This is a genomic window from Novosphingobium kaempferiae (genome assembly GCF_021227995.1).
In the GTDB taxonomy this organism is placed as follows: domain Bacteria; phylum Pseudomonadota; class Alphaproteobacteria; order Sphingomonadales; family Sphingomonadaceae; genus Novosphingobium; species Novosphingobium kaempferiae.
Genome location: NZ_CP089301.1, coordinates 4343702 through 4364725, shown reverse-complemented (window position 1 = coordinate 4364725; position 21024 = coordinate 4343702). Strand labels below are relative to the sequence as shown.

At 66.5% G+C, this 21024-nt stretch carries 16 protein-coding genes; 11 read left to right on the top strand and 5 right to left on the bottom strand.

Features of this window, described 5'->3' with window-relative positions; genetic code table 11:
* Window positions 1–6 precede the first annotated feature (6 nt).
* Entirely contained in the window at window positions 7–834 is an 828-nt protein-coding gene (locus LO787_RS19845; RefSeq protein ID WP_232492709.1) for an alpha/beta fold hydrolase, read from the bottom strand.
* Window positions 835–959: 125 nt separating this feature from the next.
* Here LO787_RS19845 and LO787_RS19840 point away from each other — a divergent pair, with 125 nt between their 5' ends.
* A complete protein-coding gene (locus LO787_RS19840; protein ID WP_232492708.1) occupies window positions 960–1949 on the top strand; it encodes a GlxA family transcriptional regulator in 990 nt (329 codons plus the stop codon).
* Between the two features lie 127 nt (window positions 1950–2076).
* Window positions 2077–3642, top strand: coding sequence for a tetratricopeptide repeat-containing sulfotransferase family protein (locus LO787_RS19835; RefSeq protein WP_232492707.1), 1566 nt, complete (start codon window positions 2077–2079; stop codon window positions 3640–3642).
* 47 nt (window positions 3643–3689) lie between these two features.
* Here LO787_RS19835 and LO787_RS19830 read toward each other — a convergent pair whose 3' ends face one another.
* From LO787_RS19830 to LO787_RS19815, 4 genes are all read right to left on the bottom strand, one after another.
* The gene (locus tag LO787_RS19830) at window positions 3690–6140 is read right to left on the bottom strand and encodes a TonB-dependent receptor (RefSeq protein WP_232492706.1); all 2451 of its coding nucleotides are present in this window, start codon (window positions 6138–6140) and stop codon (window positions 3690–3692) included.
* A 190-nt stretch (window positions 6141–6330) separates the two neighbouring features.
* Window positions 6331–7248 (bottom strand): sterol desaturase family protein, encoded by a 918-nt coding sequence (locus LO787_RS19825; protein WP_420847764.1) that lies wholly within the window; start codon window positions 7246–7248, stop codon window positions 6331–6333.
* 333 nt (window positions 7249–7581) lie between these two features.
* Window positions 7582–8595 (bottom strand): MBL fold metallo-hydrolase, encoded by a 1014-nt coding sequence (locus LO787_RS19820; RefSeq protein WP_232492704.1) that lies wholly within the window; start codon window positions 8593–8595, stop codon window positions 7582–7584.
* 148 nt (window positions 8596–8743) lie between these two features.
* On the bottom strand, window positions 8744–9889 hold the full coding sequence (locus LO787_RS19815) for an MBL fold metallo-hydrolase (protein WP_232492703.1): 1146 nt from the start codon (window positions 9887–9889) through the stop codon (window positions 8744–8746).
* 248 nt (window positions 9890–10137) lie between these two features.
* On the opposite strand from LO787_RS19815, the gene LO787_RS19810 reads away from it, so the two are divergent.
* The 9 genes from LO787_RS19810 (at window position 10138) to atzF (ending at window position 20892) form a co-directional block, all read left to right on the top strand.
* Entirely contained in the window at window positions 10138–10617 is a 480-nt protein-coding gene (locus LO787_RS19810; protein WP_420847822.1) for a CopG family ribbon-helix-helix protein, read from the top strand.
* Between the two features lie 106 nt (window positions 10618–10723).
* Window positions 10724–11800: a putative urea ABC transporter substrate-binding protein gene (locus LO787_RS19805; RefSeq protein WP_232492701.1), complete on the top strand. Its 1077-nt coding sequence runs from the start codon at window positions 10724–10726 to the stop codon at window positions 11798–11800.
* A gap of 132 nt (window positions 11801–11932) precedes the next feature.
* Window positions 11933–12748, top strand: coding sequence for an ABC transporter permease (locus tag LO787_RS19800; RefSeq protein WP_232492700.1), 816 nt, complete (start codon window positions 11933–11935; stop codon window positions 12746–12748).
* Complete coding sequence (locus LO787_RS19795) at window positions 12745–13539, top strand: ATP-binding cassette domain-containing protein (protein ID WP_232492699.1); 795 nt, start codon at window positions 12745–12747, stop codon at window positions 13537–13539. Before LO787_RS19800 ends, LO787_RS19795 begins: the two co-directional genes overlap by 4 nt.
* A gap of 13 nt (window positions 13540–13552) precedes the next feature.
* On the top strand, window positions 13553–14032 hold the full coding sequence (locus LO787_RS19790; RefSeq protein ID WP_232492698.1) for a CopG family ribbon-helix-helix protein: 480 nt from the start codon (window positions 13553–13555) through the stop codon (window positions 14030–14032).
* Complete coding sequence (locus LO787_RS19785) at window positions 14029–14865, top strand: urea amidolyase associated protein UAAP1 (protein WP_232492697.1); 837 nt, start codon at window positions 14029–14031, stop codon at window positions 14863–14865. Before LO787_RS19790 ends, LO787_RS19785 begins: the two co-directional genes overlap by 4 nt.
* A gap of 17 nt (window positions 14866–14882) precedes the next feature.
* Window positions 14883–15518, top strand: coding sequence for an urea amidolyase associated protein UAAP2 (locus LO787_RS19780; protein WP_211151585.1), 636 nt, complete (start codon window positions 14883–14885; stop codon window positions 15516–15518).
* A complete protein-coding gene (uca, locus tag LO787_RS19775; RefSeq protein ID WP_232492696.1) occupies window positions 15515–19126 on the top strand; it encodes an urea carboxylase in 3612 nt (1203 codons plus the stop codon). The genes LO787_RS19780 and uca overlap by 4 nt, the downstream gene beginning before the upstream one ends.
* Window positions 19123–20892, top strand: coding sequence for an allophanate hydrolase (gene atzF, locus LO787_RS19770; RefSeq protein WP_232492695.1), 1770 nt, complete (start codon window positions 19123–19125; stop codon window positions 20890–20892). The genes uca and atzF overlap by 4 nt, the downstream gene beginning before the upstream one ends.
* Window positions 20893–21024: the final 132 nt, after the last annotated feature.

The following is a 21024-nucleotide window of genomic DNA, read 5'->3' as shown; positions in this document are numbered from 1 at the left end:
TGTCGTTCAGTCACGGATGAAATCGAGCAGATCGGCGTTGAACCGGTCCTGGTGCGTCTGCGTCAGGCCATGGTCGGCGCCTTCATAGACCTTCAGGATCGCGTTCGGAACGATCTTCACGGTCTCCAGAGCGGCGGCTCCGATCGGCACGATCTGGTCGTCGTCGCCATGCAGGACGAGCGTCGGAACGTCGAATTTCCGCAGGTCTTCGTGGAAATCGCTCTCGGAGAAGGCGCGGATCGAGTCGAGCTGGCCCTTGAGCCCGCCCATCATGCCCTGCCGCCAGAATTCCTCGCGGATTCCTTCCGAAATCGTCGCTCCCTCGCGGTTGTAGCCGTAGAAAGGGATCGTCAGGTCGCGGAAGAACTGGCTGCGATTGTCGTAGGTTCCCTTGCGGATTCCGTCGAAGACCTCGATCGGCAGACCGCCCGGATTGGCCTCGGTCTTGAGCATGAGCGGCGGAACTGCGCCGATCAGCGCCACTTTCGCGACCCGTCCGGTGCCGTGGCGACCGACGTAGCGGGTCACTTCGCCGCCCCCGGTCGAATGGCCGACGAGGATCGCGTCGCGCAGGTCCAGCGCCTCGATCAGCTCGGCAAGGTCGTCGGCGTACTGGTCCATGGTGTTGTCGTTCCACACCTGTTCCGAACGCCCGTGGCTGCGGCGGTCGTGCGCGATGGTGCGGAAGCCTTCGTTGGCGAAGAAGACCATCTGCGCATCCCACGCATCTGCCGACAGCGGCCAGCCGTGCGAGAAGACGATCGGCTGGGCGTCCTTCGATCCCCAGTCCTTGTAGAAGATGCGGGTTCCGTCCCTGGTCGTGATGGTGCTCATGGCGATGTTCCCTTCCTGAAAGGGGCCGTTGCGCCCCGTGAGGAGAGAGATAGACTGCCCCGCAGACCTGCAGGATCGGCGGTTCCGACATAAGGCAGGCCAAAACTGACAAAGGGGCTTCAGCCATGTCCGGCGACGCGCAGATCAGGGGCGAAATCGGCCTCGTCCTCTATCCCGGATGCCAGGCGGCGATGGTGCATGGCATCACCGACCTGTTTGCCATAGCCTCGCACTTCTCTGCGCAGCGCGGCGGATCGAAGCTGCGGGTCAGCCACTGGTCGATGGACGAGGAGGGCGGCTTTGCGCGCAGTTCCGACACGCACCCTGGCGAAGGCGGCAGCCCGGCGATCCTGATCGTTCCCGGCCGCCTGACCGGCCCCGCCGACGCCGAGGAAGCCGCCCCATACGCCCGCTGGCTGCTCGACCGGCACGCGCAGGGCGCGACGCTCGCGTCCACCTGCGGCGGTGCCTTCATCCTAGCGGCGACCGGGCTGCTGTCCGGACGCCCCGCCACGACGCACTGGCTGTTCGTGGACGATTTCCGCGCCCGCTTTCCAGAAGTGCGGCTCGACCCGGACAAGATGGTCATAGAGGACGGCGACATCATCACGGCGGGCGGGCTGATGGCCTGGACGGACCTCGGCATGCGGATTGTCGACCGGCTGCTGGGGCCGACCGTCATGATCGAGACCGGCAAGTTCCTGCTGGTGGACCCGTCGGGCCGGGAACAGCGGCACTACAGCAGCTTCGCACCGCGCCTGACCCATGGCGACGAGGCGATCCTCAAGGTCCAGCACTGGCTTCAGGGCCGCGCCGAACGCTCCGTCAGCGTGCCCGAGATGGCAGGGCGTGCAGGGCTGGAGGAGCGCACGTTCCTGCGCCGCTTCAAGGCGGCGACGGCAATGAAGCCGGTCGAGTACGTGCAAAACCTGCGCGTCGGCAAGGCACGCGAACTGCTGGAGTTCACGCGCCGCTCGGTGGACCAGATCGCATGGGCCGTCGGCTACGAGGATGCGACCGCCTTCCGCCGCGTGTTCCATCGCATCGTCGGCCTGTCGCCCGGCGAGTATCGGGGGCGCTTCTCCAGCGGAGTCGATCTCGCGATCGCGGCCTGAAGCTGCCGATTGTCACCCAGCGTCCGGGTGGTTAGGCTTCATTTCCTGTAACATGGCGGTGCGGGCGGACTGCGCACACCGCGCAGGAGACGGGCGAAATACGGTCGATGCGGGTTGCGGTGCTGTGATGCTGGAAGTCCGGGCGAGGGATGCGCTGCGCCGAGGTGATCTGCCGGGCGCGGCCGAGGCGGCGAAGGCGCTTGCGCTGGAGCGGCCGGACGATCCCGCAGGCTTTTTCCTGCTGGGCATGGCTGCGGCCGAAGCGGGGCATGTCGGCAAGGCGGTGCCGTTGCTGCAATCGGCGGTGGAGCGTGGTCCTCAAGCCGAACATCTCGCCCAGCTGGCCAGACTGCTGATCCTGTTGCGTCGCGACGGTGAGGCGGGGCGTGCCGCGCGCGAAGCCATGGCACTGTCGCCGCAGGACGCGCTGACTTTCGACACCATCGGCTGCGTTCTGGCGCGCCTGAGCGATCATGAAGGGTCGATGGCGCCGTTCGGCGCGGCCGTGGCGGCGGAGCCGGACAACCTCGAATATCGCTACAATCTGGCGGCAGCGAGCGGCTTCACGGGTCGAGTGGCCGAGGCGCGCGGGCATTACGAAACGATCCTGCAAGCCGACCCCGGCAATGCGCGGGTCCATTACGCGCTCGCCATCCTCTCGCGCCAGACGCAGGAGGCCAATCACGTTCCGCGCCTCGAAGCGGCGCTGTCGGCGGCACGGAGCCCCGACGACCTGCTGCGCATCCGCTATGCGCTGGCCAAGGAACTGGCGGATGTCGGCGAGACGGCGGATTCCTTCCGGCACCTGTCCGCCGCCAACGATGCGCACAAACGCACGATCGCATACGACTTCGCGCAGGATGCCGAGATTTTCGACGCCATCGAGCAGCTGTTCGGAGGAACGCCCGTGCCGTCGCGCGATGCGAGGGGGAACGACAGTCCGGCACCGATCTTCGTCGTGGGGATGCCGCGCACCGGCACCACGCTCGTCGATCGCATCCTGTCCTCGCACCGCGATGTCGAGGCGGCGGGGGAGCTTCAGGCCATGCCGCTGGCGGTCAAGCAGTTGTCGGGCACGCCGTCACGCCGAGTTGTCGATGCCGAGACGGTCGCTGCCAGTGCCTTGCTCGATCCCGCTGCGGTCGGGGAGGCCTATCTGGCGCGCGCGGCGCATCACCAGTCGCAGGGGACGCCGCGCTTCACCGACAAGCTGCCAGCGAACTTCCTCTACATCGGCCATATCGCGCGGGCATTGCCGAATGCCCGGATCGTGTGCCTGCGGCGCAATCCGATGGACACGGTCTGGAGCAACTACAAGAACCTGTTCGCAGGCCAGTCGGCCTATTACGCCTATTCCTACGACCTCATGGACACCGCGCGCTACTATGCGCGGTTCGACCGGCTGATGGCCTTGTGGGATCGCCAATGGCCGGGGCGCGTGCTCCAACTTTCCTATGAGGGGCTCGTCGCCGATCAGGAGGGCGAGACGCGGCGCCTGCTCGATCACTGCGGGCTGGAATGGGATGAGGCCTGCCTGTCCTTCCATGAGAACAGCGCGCCGGTGGCGACGCCGAGCGCGGCGCAGGTCCGTCGTCCGATCAATGCGAATGCGGTGGGGCAGTGGCGCGCCTACGCGGCCGCGCTCGAACCGGCGCGGGCGTGGCTGCGGGCGCAGGGCATTTCCGTCGATTGAAGGAGATCGGGGCGCTTTCCCTGCAAGGATAGCGCCCCGACCGATACTCAGTACTTGATGCGGGCTTCGACGCCGACGACGCGCGGCGTCGCCACCGTCTGGCGGTAGTAGCGCACCGCGACGCCATCGTTGACGCCGATGCGCGAGCGGTCCTGACCGACCGAGACGACGGCATACTTGTCGAAGATGTTGTTGGCGAAGAGGCTCACGCCGAACTTGTCGTTCTCGTAGGCGATCGTCGCGCGGTGCATCACGTAGCCGGGGATCTTGTCGCCATAGGCGCGATCCCAGCCGAGACGGGACACCACGTTGCCGCGATAGGTCGCCGTCCAGTTGAACGACAGGTCGCCGTCGGTCATCGGCATCGTGTAGGTCGCGCCGAGGCTGCCTGAGTTCTTGGCCGAGCCCGGCAGGCGATCGCCGTCGAGCGCGTCGAGCTGCGTGAACTTGGGCGGCAGGTTCGGGTTCGCACGCGAGCGGTAAGGACCGTAGTAGTTCGGGATCGTGCGGATCGTGACGATGCCGTCAACGTCCTCGGTCAGCTTGGCGTCGGTGTACGAATACGTGCCCTGGATCGAGAGGTTGGGCACCGGCTTGAACTGGAACGAGGTTTCGAAGCCCTGCGACTTCGCCGAACCGCCGTTCACGGTGATGCCGGTCACGCCGTAGAACGTCGCCGAGTCCACCTGAATGCCTTCCCACTTGATGTGGTAGACGTTGAAGTTGAAGGTCAGCTTGCGGTCAAACAACTGTGTGCGGATGCCGATTTCAGCGTTCTTGGTCTTGTCCGGGCCGAACTGGACTTCGTTCGGCAGGGCGCAGGCGTTCTGCTGGTCTGCCGGCACCGGATTCGGGCAGGGAGCGACGCGGTTCGGGCCGCCGATGCGATAGCCCTTGCTGTAGGTGCCGTAGATCATGACGTCGGGCGTGATGTTGTAGGAGGTGTTGAACTTCCACACCCAGCCGTCCTGCTTCGCGCGACCACCTGCGGGATCGAGGTCGTAGGGGCTGAGCGGATCGCCCAGCAGCGGCAGGACGAGCGCGCCCTCGATCTGCGAGGTATACTTGAAGTAGCGCGCGCCGCCGGTCACCTGCCATTCCGGCGTCACGCGGAAGGTGCCTTCGCCGAAGATCGCCTTCTCGGTGATCTTGGACTTCACGTAGCTGACGTATTCGAGGTCTTCGGGGTTGGCCGCGGGATCGCCGTAGTAGTCGGGATCGAAAGCGCTCAGGCCGGGCGTATGTTCGGCGTAGTCGCTGTGCAGCTTCTGCTCGTTGTAGAAGCCGCCGAGAACCCAGCTGAACGGCCCGCCATGCGTGGAGACGAGGCGGATTTCCTGGTTGAACTGCTTGCGGCGGTTGTCGGTCTCGTTCCAGCTCGAGAAGTTCGGGAACAGCTCGTAGTCGTAGTCGAGGTCGAGCAGGAGGTCGGTATTGTCGCCCCGGCTGCGCGACCGGACATTGGTGTAGGCGGTCGTAGAGACGAGGTCGGCGATGTCCGCGATGTTCGCGTCGATCTCCATCGAGGCGAGGTGGGCGCGGCGGTTGACCGGCTCCTTGTAGCGGGTCGCGCTCTCGTACCTGCCGGTGCCGAGGATACCCGCGCTGTTGGACTGCGCGCCGTCGCTTTTGGTACGCTGGAAGGCGTAAGTGAAGATCACCTTGAGGTCTTCGGTGGTCTGCAGCAGCAGCTGGTTGCGCGTGGTGAAGGTCTTCTCGAAGTTGAGATCCTCCGCCTTGTGCAGATTGGCGTAGTAGGCGTCGCCGGTCGGACGGCTGGTGCCGTTGGGCTGCGGGTTGGACACGCCCGGCTCGTTGATGAGCAGCGGCGCGTCGATGAAGCCGGGGTCGTAGTAATAGCCGGTGGACGAACGGAAGGCGATGTGATCGCGCACCAGCGGGATGTTTATCATCCCGTCGACCTGGTAGCCGAGATCGGTCGCGTGGCTCTTGGTGTAGAGGCGGCCGTGCGCTTCGCTCTCGAACGCATCCACGTTCGGGCGGTTCGGGATGTAGCGGATCGCACCGGCCAGCGTGCCGAGGCCGTAGAGCGTGCCCTGCGGGCCGAGCAGCGTCTCCACGCGCGCGATGTCGAGCAGCTTGAAGTCGTAGTAGAGCGGGACTTCGCCGAGGTAGATGCCCAGCGCGTCATCGTAAGTGCCGCCGTTGGAATCGGTGTCGGAGGCGCTGAGGCCGCGCATGATGATCGTGCCGGTCGAGCGCGGGCCGGTGTCGGAGATGGTCAGGCCTGGGGTGAAGTCCGCGAGGTCGCGCACGTCGTCGACGCGCTGGCGCTTGAGTTCCTCGGCGCCGAGGGCCGAGATGTTGATCGGCGTGTCCATGATCGTGGTCGCGCGGCGGGTGCCGGTGACGACGATGGCGTCGCCGTCCTCGGAGACGGCGGCGGCCTCCTGCGCCAGTGCCGGCATCGCGAGCGTCGTGCCCGTGAAGATGGTTGCCGACAGCAGACCCACTCTCAGTTTCTCGCGATATGTCATGTGCTTCCCCATGTTCCGGTTACAGTTCCCCGATCCCGGGGCCTGCTCCTTGTCGGCCCCGAGCGGTGCTTGTTTTGAAGATCCTCATTCCTGCGCCGGCCATCGCTTGCGGATGTCTGTGCCGGCGCACGCTGCTCTCGGCGGTCTCAGGAACCGGTCGAGGCGTTCGCTCCCTTGGTACTCAGAACTTTCAGTTGGCTGCGGCCATCGCGCGCTTTGCCCGCATCCGGTCGATCACGGGCTGGAATGGGAACATGAACTGCTCCCAAATGGACAGGCGCTTGAGATCGTCCTGCCCGACGATCACGCCCTCTCCGTCGCGATAGGTGCCGAAGACGCGGTCAAGCAGGATCAGCGAATTGCCGTAGTTGCAGCGCGTGCTCTCGTAGTCGGTCGAGTGGTGCAGGCTGTGGTGGCGGATCGTCGTGAAGAAGAACGAGTAGAACTTCGGCGGGTCCGAGCGCACGTTGGCATGGGCGAATGTGGACACCACGCCGAGCACGTTGAACGCGCAGAGCTTGGCGGTCAGCGACAGGTCGAACAGCGCGACGACGCTCAGGCTGATGAGGAACAGCTCGATCGGGTTGCCCACCGCGCCCTTGGCGGCGTTGAGCTGGGTGATGTGGTGATGCGGCGCGTGGGTCAGCCAGAACGGCGTGGAATTGTGCATCAGGCGATGCATCCAGTACTGGCCGAACTCGATCACGAAGACCACCAGCGCGACCTGCAGCAGCCAGGGCATCTGCATCGCCCATTCGGTCGAGATGCCCAGCGACTTCTTGGCGGCCAGCAGCGGATCTTCCGCCAGCGTTGTCGAAACCCACGAGATCGCGGTCGCGCTCAGCACCACGTAGAACAGGTCGGTGAAGAATTCGCGCCAGTTCATGCGCCATCCGGCGTGGCGTTCGTGAACGAACTCAAGCCCCAGCACGATGACGGTGATGAGCGCGGACGTGACGATGATCGTCCAGCCGTTCTCGGCGAGCGACTTGGGCGCATAGGCCCAGAACGCGACGACCACCGCGACGAAGGCGGGCGGGATAAGGTTGAAGAGCCTCTGCTTCAGCGTGTCAGCAGTCGGGGTAACGACATCGGCGTAGCTGGCCACCTGGCTGCTGCCTGAAAGAACCGTTTCGGAAACTGGTAGTCGTCCCATCGAAAACCCCCCATCCGGTCCGGTTGTCCGGCCGGCTGTTGCAGATTCTCTCTCCCGTTTTCCTCGCTCTCACCGGCGATATGCACACGGTATGGATATTACGATTATCGTCAAGCGTATTAATATCGGCGCGACTTCTTTTGGTCATGGTGTGTCGCGAATGTCGGAAGACCGCCATTGCCGATGCCGCAGGGTAACACGATTCGTTGTCGGCGCAGTGCGCGTGATGCAGCGGAAATGGCGAAGGATCGTGCCGGAATGGTCCTTCGCCGATTCGCCGGGTGATCACTCGTAGCGGTAGGGGTTCCGGTCGATCGTCGTCGTCCCGCGCGTCTGGTTGCAGAGGAACACGGTGCCGGTGAAGTAGATGCCCGGTTCGGTGATCTTCTGCGCGTGGGCATAGGCCTCGCGCAGTTGCTGCACGGTCATCTCCACGGGCGCCTCGTCGGGCTGGTACGTCATGCCGTAGGCGTAATCCTCGCCCGCCTTGCTGATCTCGACATGGCAGCCCATGACGTGCGTGACCGGGTGGGTGTCGCAGAAGTCGATGAGGCGCTTCATGCTCTCGAACCACGGCTCCCAGAAGCTGATGTAGCAGCGGCCGCGATAGAACATGTCGCCGGTATAGAGGATCTGCGTGTAGCTGTCGTAGTAGGCGAACTCCGAGACGACATGGCCCGGCGATCCCCAGATCAGGATGTCCCGCCCGCCGAGGTCGAGCGTCACGCGCTCTTCCGGGAAGTTGGTCATGCCCCAGAAGCCGACCATCTCCTCGTGCGTGAGGCCCATGTAGCGGGTGTTGGGGCGGTCCGCGAACTGGTTGGTCGCGGCGTAGTGGTCTGCGTGGAGGTGGCTGAACGCCACCAGCAGTTCGAGGCTCGCGGGATCGCGGCCGTTGCGCCTGCACCAGTCGTCGATGCACTGGTCGACGACGCCGCGCAGATCCCAGTCGTTGCGCAGCTGCACGAAGCCTTCGTCGAGCAGCAGCACGCGATCGTTGCCGAAGTAGAGGGGCGCGAACGGCGCTTCGTAGGAGTACGCCTTGTTCTGGCGCAGGATCGCGGTGTGCTCGTTGTACCAGTGGACCTGCACCGGCGGGTCGGTGTTGTCCATGGCTGACGACGACCCGCAGATCCAGCGATCGGGGAAGGCGCCCTTGGCGGGCAGGTTGGCCTTGAAGTCGATCGGCGGTGGGCGGGTGGCCGCGCTCGCGGCTTCGGAAAGCCCGGTCAGCGCCGCGCCCGTCAGGGGGATGGCGGCGACGGCCGCGTTGTAGGTCAGGAAAGAGCGTCGATCCACGGGCGGTTTTCCTTGTCCTTGAATCAGTGTGTTGGCCCTACTGTTCATCATTGCGAGCGTAGCGAAGCAATCCACGGTCGGCCCGCAACGCTGGATTGCTTCGCTACGCTCGCAATGACGAACGATGGGGTGAAAGCGTCATTCGGCGTCAGAACGGGCGGGGCGGGTTGATGTTGGGCACGCCCTCGGGCCAGACCGGCGTGCGCTGGTCCGGGCTGACGCCGTTGAACAGCACGAAGTCCGGGCGGATCAGCATCATGTCCTTGCCCTGCACCTCGCGCGCATATTGCAGCGCCTCGTCGATGAGGTTCGGGGTCATCTCCAGCACGCGCTCGTAGGGTTTGAAGTTGGTGAAGCGCGGGTAGTACTTGCCGGGAACGAACATCATCTCGATGTGCCCGCCGAGCAGCCACTTCACCGGCTTCGCCGCCGCGAAGGCCTTCAGCCGTTCCAGCGAGGCGACGAAATCGCGGTCGTTGCCGATGTTGATCTTGCCGGGAAACAGCAGGTCGCCGGTGAACAGGAAATCGCAGTACGGATCGTAGAACGTCACGCCGTCCTTGTGCGTGCCGGGCGTCGGGATTACCTCGATCACGCGGTCGCCAAGGTCGATCCGCCCGGTGCCGGTGGGCCAGTTGGAGAGCCCGTAGAACTGCTGCATCACCGCCAGCGGCTTTGGCACGATCTTCGTGTCGGGACGGTCGGCGAACTGCACGAGGCCCTGGTTCTGCGCCACGTCCTCGCCCGAAGTGAGCGCAACTGTCAGCGGCACCTTGCTGCGTCCGCGGGCCTGCGCCCAGCGGGTGATGATGGCATCCACCGTCTCGCGCAGGGGATAGTGCGCGGCGTTCGGCGTCGCGCCGGTGTCGATCAGCAGCGCGCCCCTGTTGCCGAACAGCAGGTAGGTGAATGGCGCTTCCCAGTGGACGCACACGTTCTGGCGCAGGACGAAAGTGTCCTCGTTGTACTGCACCACCTGCACGCGCGGATCGCGGTTCTTGGCGGCCACGTTGGAGCCGTAGGTCCAGCGGAACGAGAGGCTGCCCGCCGCCGGGCCCTCGCACGCATAGTCGTGCCGGACGGGCGCCTTGGGATGCAGCGGCACGGCGCTGTCGGTGTTGCGCACGCCCGGCGGGTTGTAACCCAGCGCGGGGTTGCCGTTCGGATAGGCACGGCCGGTGGCCGCTTGCGAACTGCCGGAGAAACCGCCGGAAGTACCGGCGTTGCGGGTCGGATTCTGCGCCAGGATATGCCCCCACACATGGCGTCGAGCAGCGGAGGACGGCTCGATCACGCGACAGGATATGGATATTACGGAATGTGGCAATGTTAATATTTTCGTGGCATGGCGGTATGACCGATCCGGACAAGGTTATTACAGGGATCGCCAAGGGATCGGCTGTCATCCTGGGCCCGCTTGGTATAGGGGTGGTGGTCCGGCCCTGTGCGACGTGGGCAGGTCGGCGAACGTTTCGAGGACTTTACGATGATCGAGAGGGGCGCAGCTTGAGCACCGATCCCGCCAGCCTTGCCCGGCTCAGCATGAGCCTTCCGGCCGAACTCTTCCGCCAGCTGGACGCCATGGTGGAAGAACGCGGCCTGCCGTCGCGCTCGCAGCTCATCGCCGAACTGATCCGCCACGCGCTTGCCGAGCATGAGGCGCTGACCCGTCCCGAGGAGATGCTCGCGGGCACGATCACGCTGGTCTACCGGGGCGACAAGGGCCGCGTGCGGCACCAGCTGGCGCAGAGCCAGGCGGAGTACCTGAAGGAAGTGATTTCTTCGCAGCACGTCTTCCTCGAGGACGACCAGTCGCTCGAAGTGCTGCTGGTGCAGGGCCCGGCGGCGCGGCTCAAGGAACTGTGCGACGGGCTGCGCGCCATTCGCGGGGTGCACCAGCTCCAGCTCGTCACCACCACCGCGCTGCTGCCGCAGCTGCACGAGCAGGACGAGATTCGCGCCGACGGCGGCGATGTGTCCCGTGTGCGCGGCCAGCGGGCGAGCGGCGAAGTCCCGGCCTGAACGGATTGTCGACCGAAAGTATTACAGAATCTCTTTCACGTAATATTTTTCGATGGACAACCCTTCCAATCGCAGCAATGTTGCGTTGCGAAAGGGGACCGACTCAATGATCGCATCGATCCGCAAGGCAGCCAAGGTCGCAATGGTTGCGGGGCTGCTTTTCACCGCATCCTGCTCCCAGCCGGCGCCTGACGCCAAGCGTACCGAATTCAACATCGGTTGGTCCATCTACGCAGGCTGGATGCCCTGGCCCTATGCCCAGCAGGCCGGCATCGTGAAGAAGTGGGCCGACAAGTACGGCATCAAGATCAACGTGGTGCAGGTCAACGACTACGTCGAATCGGTCAACCAGTACACTGCGGGCAAGCTGGACGGCGTGACCGTGGCGAACATGGACGCGCTGACGATTCCGGCGGCGGGTGGCAAGGACACCAGCGCGATCATCGTCGGCGACTATTCCAACGGCAACGACGGCATCCTGATGAAGGGTGCGGGCGACATGCGCGCCATCAAGGGCCAGCAGGTCAACCTGGTCGAGCTTTCGGTTTCCCACTACCTGCTCGCGCGCGGCATGACGCTGGCGGGCCTCGCGCCGACCGACGTGAAGACGATCAACACCGCCGATGCCGACATCGTCGGCGCCTTCGCCAGCCCCGACGTAAAGGTCGCGGTGGCGTGGAACCCGCAGCTGACCGCCATGAAGGCGCAGCCGGGCGCGAAGATGGTGTTCTCCTCCGCCGATATCCCGGGCGAGATCCTCGACCTGCTCTGCGTCGATACCGCCACGCTCAAGGCCAACCCGAACCTCGGCAAGGCGCTTGCGGGCATCTGGTACGAGACGACCGCGCTGATGACCCGGCAGGATGCCGAGGGCAAGGCCGCCCGCGCCGCGATGGCGAAGCTGGCGGGCGCGACGCCCGAGGCGTTCGACAGCCAGCTCACCACCACCTTCCTCTATGCCGACCCCAAGGCCGCCGTCGCCGCGACCGACGCGCCCGCGCTCGTCACCACGATGACCCGCGTGCGCGACTTCAGCTTCTCCAAGGGGCTGTTCAAGGGCGCCAGCTCGGCCGACGCGGTGGGCATGTCGTTCCCCGGCGGCAAGACGCTCGGCGACGCGCAGCATGTCACGCTGCGGTTCGACGACAGCTACATGAAGATGGCCGCCGACGGGAAGCTCTGAGCGGGCATCCATTGCCGTCATTGCGAGCGCAGCGAAGCAACCCAGTGCGGTTGTCACGACGCTGGATTGCTTCGCTTTGCTCGCAATGACGAAGTGTAAAAAGCAGAACATCACTCAGGTGAGGTCACGTAAATGCGCTTGGTGAATCGTCAGGTCGGGCGAGGGGGGCGGGTGCTCCTCGGAGCCGCGCCGATCCTGCTGCTGCTGCTGGTCTACATCGTCATGGCCGCGAGCCGCCATGCGGTGAACCCCGCAGACAAGATCCTGCCGCTGCCCGGCGCGATGGCCGAGAGCATGTCGGCGCTGCTGTTCGTGCCGGACCAGCTGACCGGGCAACTGGTGTTCTGGGCCGATACGCTGGCGAGCCTCCAGCGCCTTGGCATCGGGCTCGGCATATCGACGCTGATGGCGCTGGTGGTGGGCCTTTCGCTGGGCGCCTTGCCGCCGGTGCGCGCCACGTTCGGTCCGCTCGTCACCGGCATCGCGGTCATCCCGCCGATCGCGCTGCTGCCGATCCTGTTCATCGCGCTGGGCCTGGGCGAGACGGCCAAGGTCGCGCTTATCGTCATCGGCATCGCCCCGGTCATGATCCGCGACATCGCCGCCCACGTCGCCGCGCTGCCGCGTGAACAGATCATCAAGGCGCAGACCTTGGGTGCAAGCAGCTGGCAGGTGATGATCCGCGTCGCGCTGCCGCAGGCCATGCCGCGCCTGCTGCAGGCGATCCGGCTCTCGCTCGGTCCGGCATGGGTGTTCCTGATCTCGGCCGAGGCGATCGCTTCGGACGTGGGCCTCGGCTACCGCATCTTCCTCGTCCGCCGCTACCTGTCGATGGACGTGATCCTGCCTTACGTCGCGTGGATCGCGTTGCTGGCGATCCTCATGGACGTGGCGCTGACCTTCCTCAGCCACCGGCTCTTCCCCTGGGCACACGGAGAAAGCCATTGAGCACGCTCCTCAGCTTCCGCGACGTCTGGGTCGAGTACGGCGACCGCATCATCATCGAGAAACTGGACCTCGACATCGAGGAAGGCTCGTTCGTCTCGATCGTCGGTCCCTCGGGCGCAGGCAAGAGCAGCTTCCTGCGCCTGATACTGGGGCAGGAGGGGCCGAGCCGGGGCCAGATCCTGATGGACGGCACCCCGCTGACGCCCGAATGCGGGCCGGATCGCGGCGTCGTGTTCCAGCGCTATTCGGTGTTCCCGCACCTCTCCGCGCTGCGCAACACGATCCTGGGCATGGAGTGTGAGAAGGCGCCGCTGATGGGCCGCCTGTTCGGCGGTGCGAAACGCGCCGCCGAGGCGGAGGCGACCGAGATGCTGACCGCCGTCGGCCTCGGCCACAGCCTCGATCTTTATCCCGCGCAGATGTCGGGCGGCATGCAGCAGCGCCTCGCTATCGCGCAGGCACTTGTGAAGCGGCCGCGCGTGCTGCTGCTGGACGAACCGTTCGGCGCGCTCGACCCCGGCATCCGCGCCGACATGCATGCGCTGATCCGCCGCCTGTGGCGCGATTACAGTCTCACGATCGTGATGGTGACGCACGACATCCGCGAGGCGTTCAGCCTCGGCACCCGCGTCCTCGCGCTCGACAAGCGCCGCCACGATCCGCACGCGCCGCACCGTTTCGGTGCCACCGCAGTCTACGACCTGCCGCTGCGCAAGCGCGTGGACGAGACGCCGGAAGAAAACGCCGTTGAACTCGATAATATTACGATTGACGTAAATCGTAATAACTGAAAAGAGAATGGGCATGGGCTCCGAATCCGCAGGCCTGGCACGGCTCAGCATGAGTCTCCCGGCAGACCTCTTCAGACAGCTCGACACGATGGTGGCCGAACGCGGACTGCCGTCCCGTTCGCAGCTGATCGCCGAACTGATCCGCCACGCGCTGGCGGAGCACGGATCGCTGATGCGCCCGGAAGAGATGCTCGCGGGGACCATCACCCTCGTCTACCGCAGCGAGCGGGGCCGGGTGCGCCACCTGCTCTCGCAGACGCAGAGCCAGTATCTCAAGGAAGTGATCTCCTCTCAGCATGTCGTGCTGGAGGATGACCAGTCGCTCGAAGTCCTGCTCGTGCAGGGGCCCGCCGTGCGGCTCAAGGAATTGTGCGACGCCATCCGCCGCGTGCGGGGCGTGCAGCAGCTCGAACTCGTCACCACCACCGCTCTCCTGCCGCCGCTTTACGAGCAGGACGGCGGAGACTTCAGGAACATCGGAGCGCATTCATGACCGAAGCCTTGGCCGATCCGCTGTCTAATCCCTTGGCCGCCCGCGACCATGCCCGTGCGCAGGGCGGCACCGTGGTGGAGAGCATGCCGGTGCTGCCGCCGGTGGCCGACGACCTGCCCGCAGGCGTCAGCCCCGACGATCACGTCTGGGAAGAGACGATCGCGGCGGGCGGCTACGCCACGCGGCGCCTGACGCGCGGCTCGCGGCTGCGGCTGATCGACGTGAAGGGCGATGCAGCCGCCTCGATCCTGATCTTCAACGCCGACATGCCGACCGAGCGCCTCAACGTGGCGGACACGGTGAAGGTCCAGTGGAACGCCTATCTCGGCGAAGGCAAGCTGCTGCTGTCGGACATGGGCCGCGTCATGATGAGTATCGTGTCGGACGATGCAGGCACGCACGATACCTTCTGCGGCACCTCCAATCCTGCGACCAACCTCGCGAAGTACGGCGAGGGCCGCAATTCCGGCGCCTTCCCTAGCGGCCGCGACCGCTTCCTGCTGGGTGCGGCGAAGCATGGCCTCGGTCGCCGCGACGTTCATCCTTGCGTGACGCTGTTCAAGGGCGCGCGGATCGAGGCGGACGGCACCATCACGCCCGAGGTCGGCCCGTTCGCGCCCGGCCGCACGGTGATCTTGCGCGCCGAGATGGACGTGATCGTGGTGATCGCCAACGTCCCCCACGTCCTCGATCCGCGTGCCGACTACACGGTGACGCCGCTGCGCGCCTCGGCATGGCGCGGGCCGGTGACGGGCGAGGACGACCCCGTCCGCCTCGCGACGCCGGAGGGCCTGCGCGCCTTCGAGAACGTCGAAGACTACTTCCGCCGCTGAAAGAAGGACACGCGATCATGAGCACCGATCCCCACATGTCCGGCCTCACCGGCACCGTCCTGCACGACGTCGTCGTCCCCGCCCGCGCACCCTGGCTGCATCACGTCAAGGCCGGGCAGACGCTGCGCATCGTCGATCTCGAAGGCAATCAGGCGGTCGACTTCCTGCTTTATTCCGCCGCCGACGATGCCGAGCGCTATTCGGCGCAGGACACCGTGGCGGCGCAGGGCAACCTGTTCCTGCGCGAAGGCACGAAGCTGCTCTCCAACGAGGGCAACGCGCTGATGACCATCGCCGCCACTTCGGTCGACTACCACGACACCATCGGCGGCGCGTGCTCGTGCGAGAGCAATACCCTGCGCTACGGTCATCACACGAAGTCCGAGCACGCCTGCGTCGAGAACTTCCTGGAGGCCAACCTCCTCGAAGGGCGCGGCAAGCGGGACATCGTCTCGAACATCAACTTCTTCATGAACGTACCGGTGGAGCCGGACGGGTCGCTGGGCATCGTCGACGGTATTTCCGCGCCGGGCCTGACTGTGGACCTGCGGGCGGAAATGGACGTGATCGTCGTCGTGTCCAACTGCCCGCAGGTCAACAACCCCTGCAACGGCTTCAACCCCACTCCAGTCCGGATGATCGTCACCGCATGAGCTTCGACACCGTCCTGATCGCGAACCGGGGCGCGATCGCCACCCGCATCATCCGCACGCTGCGGACGATGGGCCTCAGGTCCGTCGCCGTCTATTCCGAAGCGGACGAGGGCTCCAACCACGTTTCGGAAGCCGACGAGGCCGTGTTCATCGGCGGCGCCAAGGCTTCCGAAAGCTATCTCAACATCCCCGCGATCATCGCGGCGGCGAAGAAGACGGGGGCAGGGGCGATCCATCCCGGCTACGGCTTCCTGGCCGAGAACGTCGAGTTCGCCGAGGCGTGTGCGGCGGAGGGGATCGTCTTCGTCGGGCCGACCACGGACAACATCCGCACCTTCGGCCTCAAGCACAGCGCCCGCGCACTCGCCGCCGCGCATGACGTGCCGCTGGCGCCGGGAACGGACCTGCTCACCGACGAGGAGGAGGCGGTCAGCGCCGCTGCAAAGATCGGCTACCCGGTCATGCTCAAGGCGACGGCCGGCGGCGGCGGCATCGGCATGCGCGTCTGCACCGACGAGGCGCAGCTGCGCGATGGTTTCGCCACCGTGAAGCGTCAGGGGCAGAGCAATTTCGGCGACGCCGGGGTCTTCCTCGAACGCTACATCGGCCGCGCGCGTCACATCGAGGTGCAGCTGTTCGGCGACGGCGAGGGCCGCGTCATGGCTCTGGGAGAGCGCGACTGCTCGCTCCAGCGCCGCAACCAGAAGGTCGTCGAGGAAGCGCCCGCGCCGCTTCTGCCCGAGAGTGTGCGCACAGCCCTCTACGCCGCCGCCGTGCGTCTGGGCGAGGCCGCGAAGTACCGCTCGGCGGGCACCGTGGAGTTCCTCTACGACGCCGACCGCGCCGAGTTCTTCTTTCTCGAAATGAACACCCGCCTGCAGGTGGAGCACGGCGTCACCGAGATGGTGATGGGCATCGACCTCGTCGAATGGATGATCCGCGGCGCGGCGGGCGATTTCGCCTTCCTCGACGCGCCTGCGCCGACGATGACGGGCCATTCGGTGCAGATGCGCCTCTACGCGGAAGACCCCTCGCTCGACTACCGCCCGACTTCGGGCACGCTGACCGCGCTGGAATTTCCCGAGGACATCCGCGTCGAGACATGGTGCTCGGCGGGCAGCACCGTCAGCGCCTGGTACGACCCGATGCTGGCCAAGCTGATCGTCCACGCACCCTCGCGCGAGGAAGCCGTGGAAGCCGCCCAGCGCGCGATCGACGCCACTCGCGTGGACGGCATCGAGACGAACGTGCGCTGGCTGCGCGACGTGGTCCGCACGCCCGCCTTCACCAGCGGCGAAGTCTCGACCAAGGTGCTCGACGGCGTGACGTATGCCGCCCGAGCGTTCCGCGTGGTCAGCGGCGGCACCGCGACGACCGTGCAGGACTGGCCCGGCCGCCAGAATCTCTGGGCCGTGGGCGTGCCGCCTTCGGGGCCGATGGACGACCAGTCGTTCCGCCTCGGCAACCGGCTGCTCGGCAACCCGGAGGGCACGGCGGGGCTTGAGGCCACCGTCACCGGTCCGACGCTGGCGTTCGTCTCCGACGCGCGCATCTGCCTGACCGGCGCGGACTTCGGCGCGACGCTGGACGGCGTGGCGGTGGAGCGGGGCGTGGCTATCGATGTCGCCGCAGGGCAGACGTTGGCGATGGGCCGTGCCTCCACCGGCGGCATCCGCGGCTATATCCTGTTCGCGGGCGGGCTCGACATCGCGCCTTACCTCGACAGCCGCGCGACGTTCGAGCTGGGCCAGTTCGGCGGCCACGCCGCGCGCCGCCTGCTCGCGGGCGACACGATCCATCTCGGCGTCGATCCGACCGACACGGCGGTGCCCGCCGTGACGCTGCCCGCCATCGGCAACGAATGGACCCTGCGCGTCCTCTACGGCCCGCACGGCGCGCCGGACTTCTTCACGCCCGAGGACGTGGACATGGTCCTCGGCGCCGAGTGGAAGATCCACTACAACTCCAACCGCACCGGCGTGCGCCTGATCGGCCCGAAGCCGCGCTGGGCGCGTACCGACGGCGGCGAGGCGGGGCTTCACCCCTCCAACATCCACGACAATCCCTACGCCATCGGCGCGGTGGACTTCACCGGCGACATGCCGATCATCCTCGGGCCGGACGGGCCGTCGCTCGGCGGGTTCGTGTGCCCCTTCGTGGTGATCGCGGCGGACCGCTGGAAGATCGGCCAGCTCTCGCCCGGCGACAAGCTGCGCTTCACCCCGGTCACCATCGAGGACGCCGCAGCCGCCGACGCCGCCCAGCGCGATCTGGTGGCGACCGGCGCTGCGCTCGAGGCAAGCCCGGTGCGCAGCGTCGAGACGCTCACGCCGATCCTTGCGGAGATTCCGGAAGGCCCCGGTCGTCCGCGCGCGGTCTACCGCCAGCAGGGCGACCGCAACATCCTCGTCGAATACGGGCCGATCGTGCTCGACATCGAGCTGCGCATCCGCGTCCACGCGCTGATGACCGAGCTGGAACGCCTCGCCGCGCCCGGCATCGTCGACATCGTCCCCGGCATCCGCTCGCTCCAGCTGCACTTCGACGGCACGGCGATGGACCAGAAGGCCGCGCTCGCCATGCTGATCGCCGCCGAGGAGCGCCTTGGCGACCTTGAGGATTTCGCGATCCCCTCTCGCGTGGTCCACCTGCCGCTCAGCTGGCGCGATCCGGCGACGATCGAGACGATCGAGAAGTACATGGCGACGGTGCGCGACGATGCGCCCTGGTGCCCCGACAACATCGAGTTCATCCGCCGCATCAACGGGTTACCCGATCAGGCTGCGGTGGAGAACCTGATCTTCGAGGCCAACTACCTCGTCATGGGCCTTGGCGACGTCTACCTCGGCGCGCCGGTCGCGACGCCGGTGGACCCGCGCCATCGCCTCGTCACGACCAAGTACAACCCCGCGCGCACCTGGACGCCGCCCAACGTCGTGGGCATCGGCGGGGCCTACATGTGCATCTACGGCATGGAAGGGCCGGGCGGCTATCAGCTGTTCGGACGCACCGTGCAGGTGTGGAACACCTACCGCCAGAGCCCTGAAGGATCGGGGGGGGCCTTCACCGAAGGCAAGCCCTGGCTGCTGCGCTTCTTCGACCAGATCCGCTTCTATCCCGTCAGCGCGGAGGAACTGGCCGACTGGCGGCGCGAATTCCCCGCCGGTCGCCGCGCCCTGAAGATCGAGCCGAGCGAGTTCCGCCTTGCCGATTACCGCGCCTATCTGGCCGAGAACGCGGCAGGCATCGCCGAGTTCGAACAGCGCCGCAAGGCCGCCTTCGACGAGGAGCGCGCCGAATGGGAACGCCTTGGCGAGTTCGACCACGCGGCCGACCTTGCCGAAGCGGACGTGCCCAGCGAGGAGGCGATCGTCCTGCCCGAAGGCTCCGACCTCGTCGAAGCGCCTTATGGCGGCAGCGTCACGCGCCTGCTCGTCGCGCCGGGCGACACGGTCGAGGCCGGTGACAGGATCGCCGTGATCGAGGCGATGAAGATGGAATGCTCGGTGGAAAGCCCCGGCAGCGGCACGGTGGAGGCGCTGTACATGCGCGAAGGCCAGTCGCTCCAGCCCGGCGCCCCGATGCTCGCACTGAGGAAGAACGCATGACCAGCCCCGACCGCCTGAGCGCGGCCAGCATCGCCGCCGCCGTCAACTCCGGCGCGACCACCGCCGTCACCGTGGCCGAGGACACCTTCGCCCGCGTCGAGGCATACAATGCCGTCCAGCCGCAGATCTGGATCAGCCGCGCCACCCGCAGCGAACTGCTCGACGCCGCCGAGGCGGTGGACGCGCGCGTCGCTGCCGGCGAAGACCTGCCGCTGGCGGGCGTGCCCTTCGCGGTGAAGGACAACATCGACGTCGCCGGGTTCGAGACGACGGCGGCCTGCCCTGCCTTCGCCTACGAGCCCGAGGACGACGCCGGCGTGATCGAGCGGCTGCTGGCGGCAGGCGCGATCTGCATCGGCAAGACCAACCTCGACCAGTTCGCGACCGGCCTCAACGGATCGCGCAGCCCTTACGGCATCCCGCGCAATGCCTCGAACCTGAACTACGTCAGCGGCGGGTCGAGTTCGGGATCGTCGGTATCGGTGGCCGCGGGGCTGGTGGCCTTCGCGCTTGGCACCGACACCGCAGGCTCGGGCCGCGTGCCTGCGGCATTCAACCACCTGATCGGCATGAAGCCCACCAAGGGCCGCTGGTCCACGCGCGGGCTCGTCCCCGCCTGCCGCACCATCGACTGCATCACCGTCTTCACCGACGACACCGCCGATGCGCGGCTGGTGGACGCGGTGATCGCCGGGTACGATGTGGCCGATCCCTATTCCAAGCCACTCGCCGACCAGCCCCTCGCCATGAAGCGCATCGGCGTGCCGCGCAGCGAACAGCGCGTGTTCTTCGGCGACGTGGAATCCGAATACCTCTACGACCGCGCCATCGCGAAGCTGGCGACGCTGGGCGAGATCGTCGAGATCGACCTCGCGCCGCTGCTGGAGGCGGCGCAGCTTCTCTACGGCGGCTCGTGGGTGGCGGAGCGCACTGCGGCGATGGCCGATATCCTCGCCACCAACCCGCTGGCGGTCGATCCCACCGTGCGCGCGGTGGTCGAGCCCGGCAAGGACATGAGCGCGGTCGATCTGTTCAACGGCATCTACCGCATGGCCGACCTCAAGCGCCATGCCGACCTGCTGTGGCAGGACATCGACATGATGGCCTTCCCCACCACCGGCACGACCTACCGCGTGGCCGAGATGCTGGCGGCGCCGGTGGCGCTCAACAGCAACCTCGGGCTCTACACCAATTTCGTGAACCTGCTGGACATGGCCGCGCTCGCCGTGCCCGCGGGCATCCGCGCCAATGCCACCGGCTTCGGGATCACCCTGATCGGCCCGGCCGACACCGACCGCGCCCTGCTGGATGCGGCCGACGCCTACCTCGCGGTCGCGGACCTTCCCGCGCCGCCGCCACTCGATCTGGAGGGAAAGATGCAGACCGTGAAACTCGCCGTCGTCGGCGCGCACCTTAAGGACATGCCGCTGCACTGGCAGCTGACCAGCCGCGACGCCGAGTTCGTCGGTGCCTTCGAGACCGCGCCGAACTACCGCCTCTACGCCATCGCCGACAGCGTGCCGCCCAAGCCCGCGCTGGTCCACAGCGACGAGGGCGCACCGATCAAGGTTGAGGTCTACGAACTGGGCGTCGCCGAGTTCGGCAGCTTCACCGTGGACGTTCCCGCGCCGCTCGCCATCGGCAACGTGACGCTGGCGGACGGCACCAGCGTCAAGGGCTTCGTCTCCGAACCGCGCGCGCTGAACGGGGCGGAGGACATCACTCACCTCGGCGGCTGGCGCGCGTTTATCGCCAGCAAGGGGTGAGGTAACCCGACCATGACATTCCCACCGTTCGTCATTGCGAGCGCCGAAGCAATCCAGCGTCATGGGCCGACCGTGGATTGCTTCGCTGCGCTCGCAATGACGAACGGTGGTTGGATGGCGATTTGCCCCGCC

Excerpts from the sequence above, each read along its gene's own strand:
- uca (WP_232492696.1), top strand. The coding sequence starts at position 15,515 with ATGAGCTTCGACACCGTCCTGATCGCGAACCGGGGCGCGATCGCCACC.
- LO787_RS19810 (WP_420847822.1), top strand. The coding sequence starts at position 10,138 with ATGAGCCTTCCGGCCGAACTCTTCCGCCAGCTGGACGCCATGGTGGAA.
- LO787_RS19805 (WP_232492701.1), top strand. The coding sequence starts at position 10,724 with ATGATCGCATCGATCCGCAAGGCAGCCAAGGTCGCAATGGTTGCGGGG.
- LO787_RS19830 (WP_232492706.1), bottom strand. The coding sequence starts at position 6,140 with ATGACATATCGCGAGAAACTGAGAGTGGGTCTGCTGTCGGCAACCATC.
- LO787_RS19840 (WP_232492708.1), top strand. The coding sequence starts at position 960 with ATGTCCGGCGACGCGCAGATCAGGGGCGAAATCGGCCTCGTCCTCTAT.
- LO787_RS19845 (WP_232492709.1), bottom strand. The coding sequence starts at position 834 with ATGAGCACCATCACGACCAGGGACGGAACCCGCATCTTCTACAAGGAC.
- LO787_RS19800 (WP_232492700.1), top strand. The coding sequence starts at position 11,933 with ATGCGCTTGGTGAATCGTCAGGTCGGGCGAGGGGGGCGGGTGCTCCTC.
- LO787_RS19835 (WP_232492707.1), top strand. The coding sequence starts at position 2,077 with ATGCTGGAAGTCCGGGCGAGGGATGCGCTGCGCCGAGGTGATCTGCCG.
- LO787_RS19780 (WP_211151585.1), top strand. The coding sequence starts at position 14,883 with ATGAGCACCGATCCCCACATGTCCGGCCTCACCGGCACCGTCCTGCAC.
- LO787_RS19790 (WP_232492698.1), top strand. The coding sequence starts at position 13,553 with ATGGGCTCCGAATCCGCAGGCCTGGCACGGCTCAGCATGAGTCTCCCG.
- atzF (WP_232492695.1), top strand. The coding sequence starts at position 19,123 with ATGACCAGCCCCGACCGCCTGAGCGCGGCCAGCATCGCCGCCGCCGTC.
- LO787_RS19785 (WP_232492697.1), top strand. The coding sequence starts at position 14,029 with ATGACCGAAGCCTTGGCCGATCCGCTGTCTAATCCCTTGGCCGCCCGC.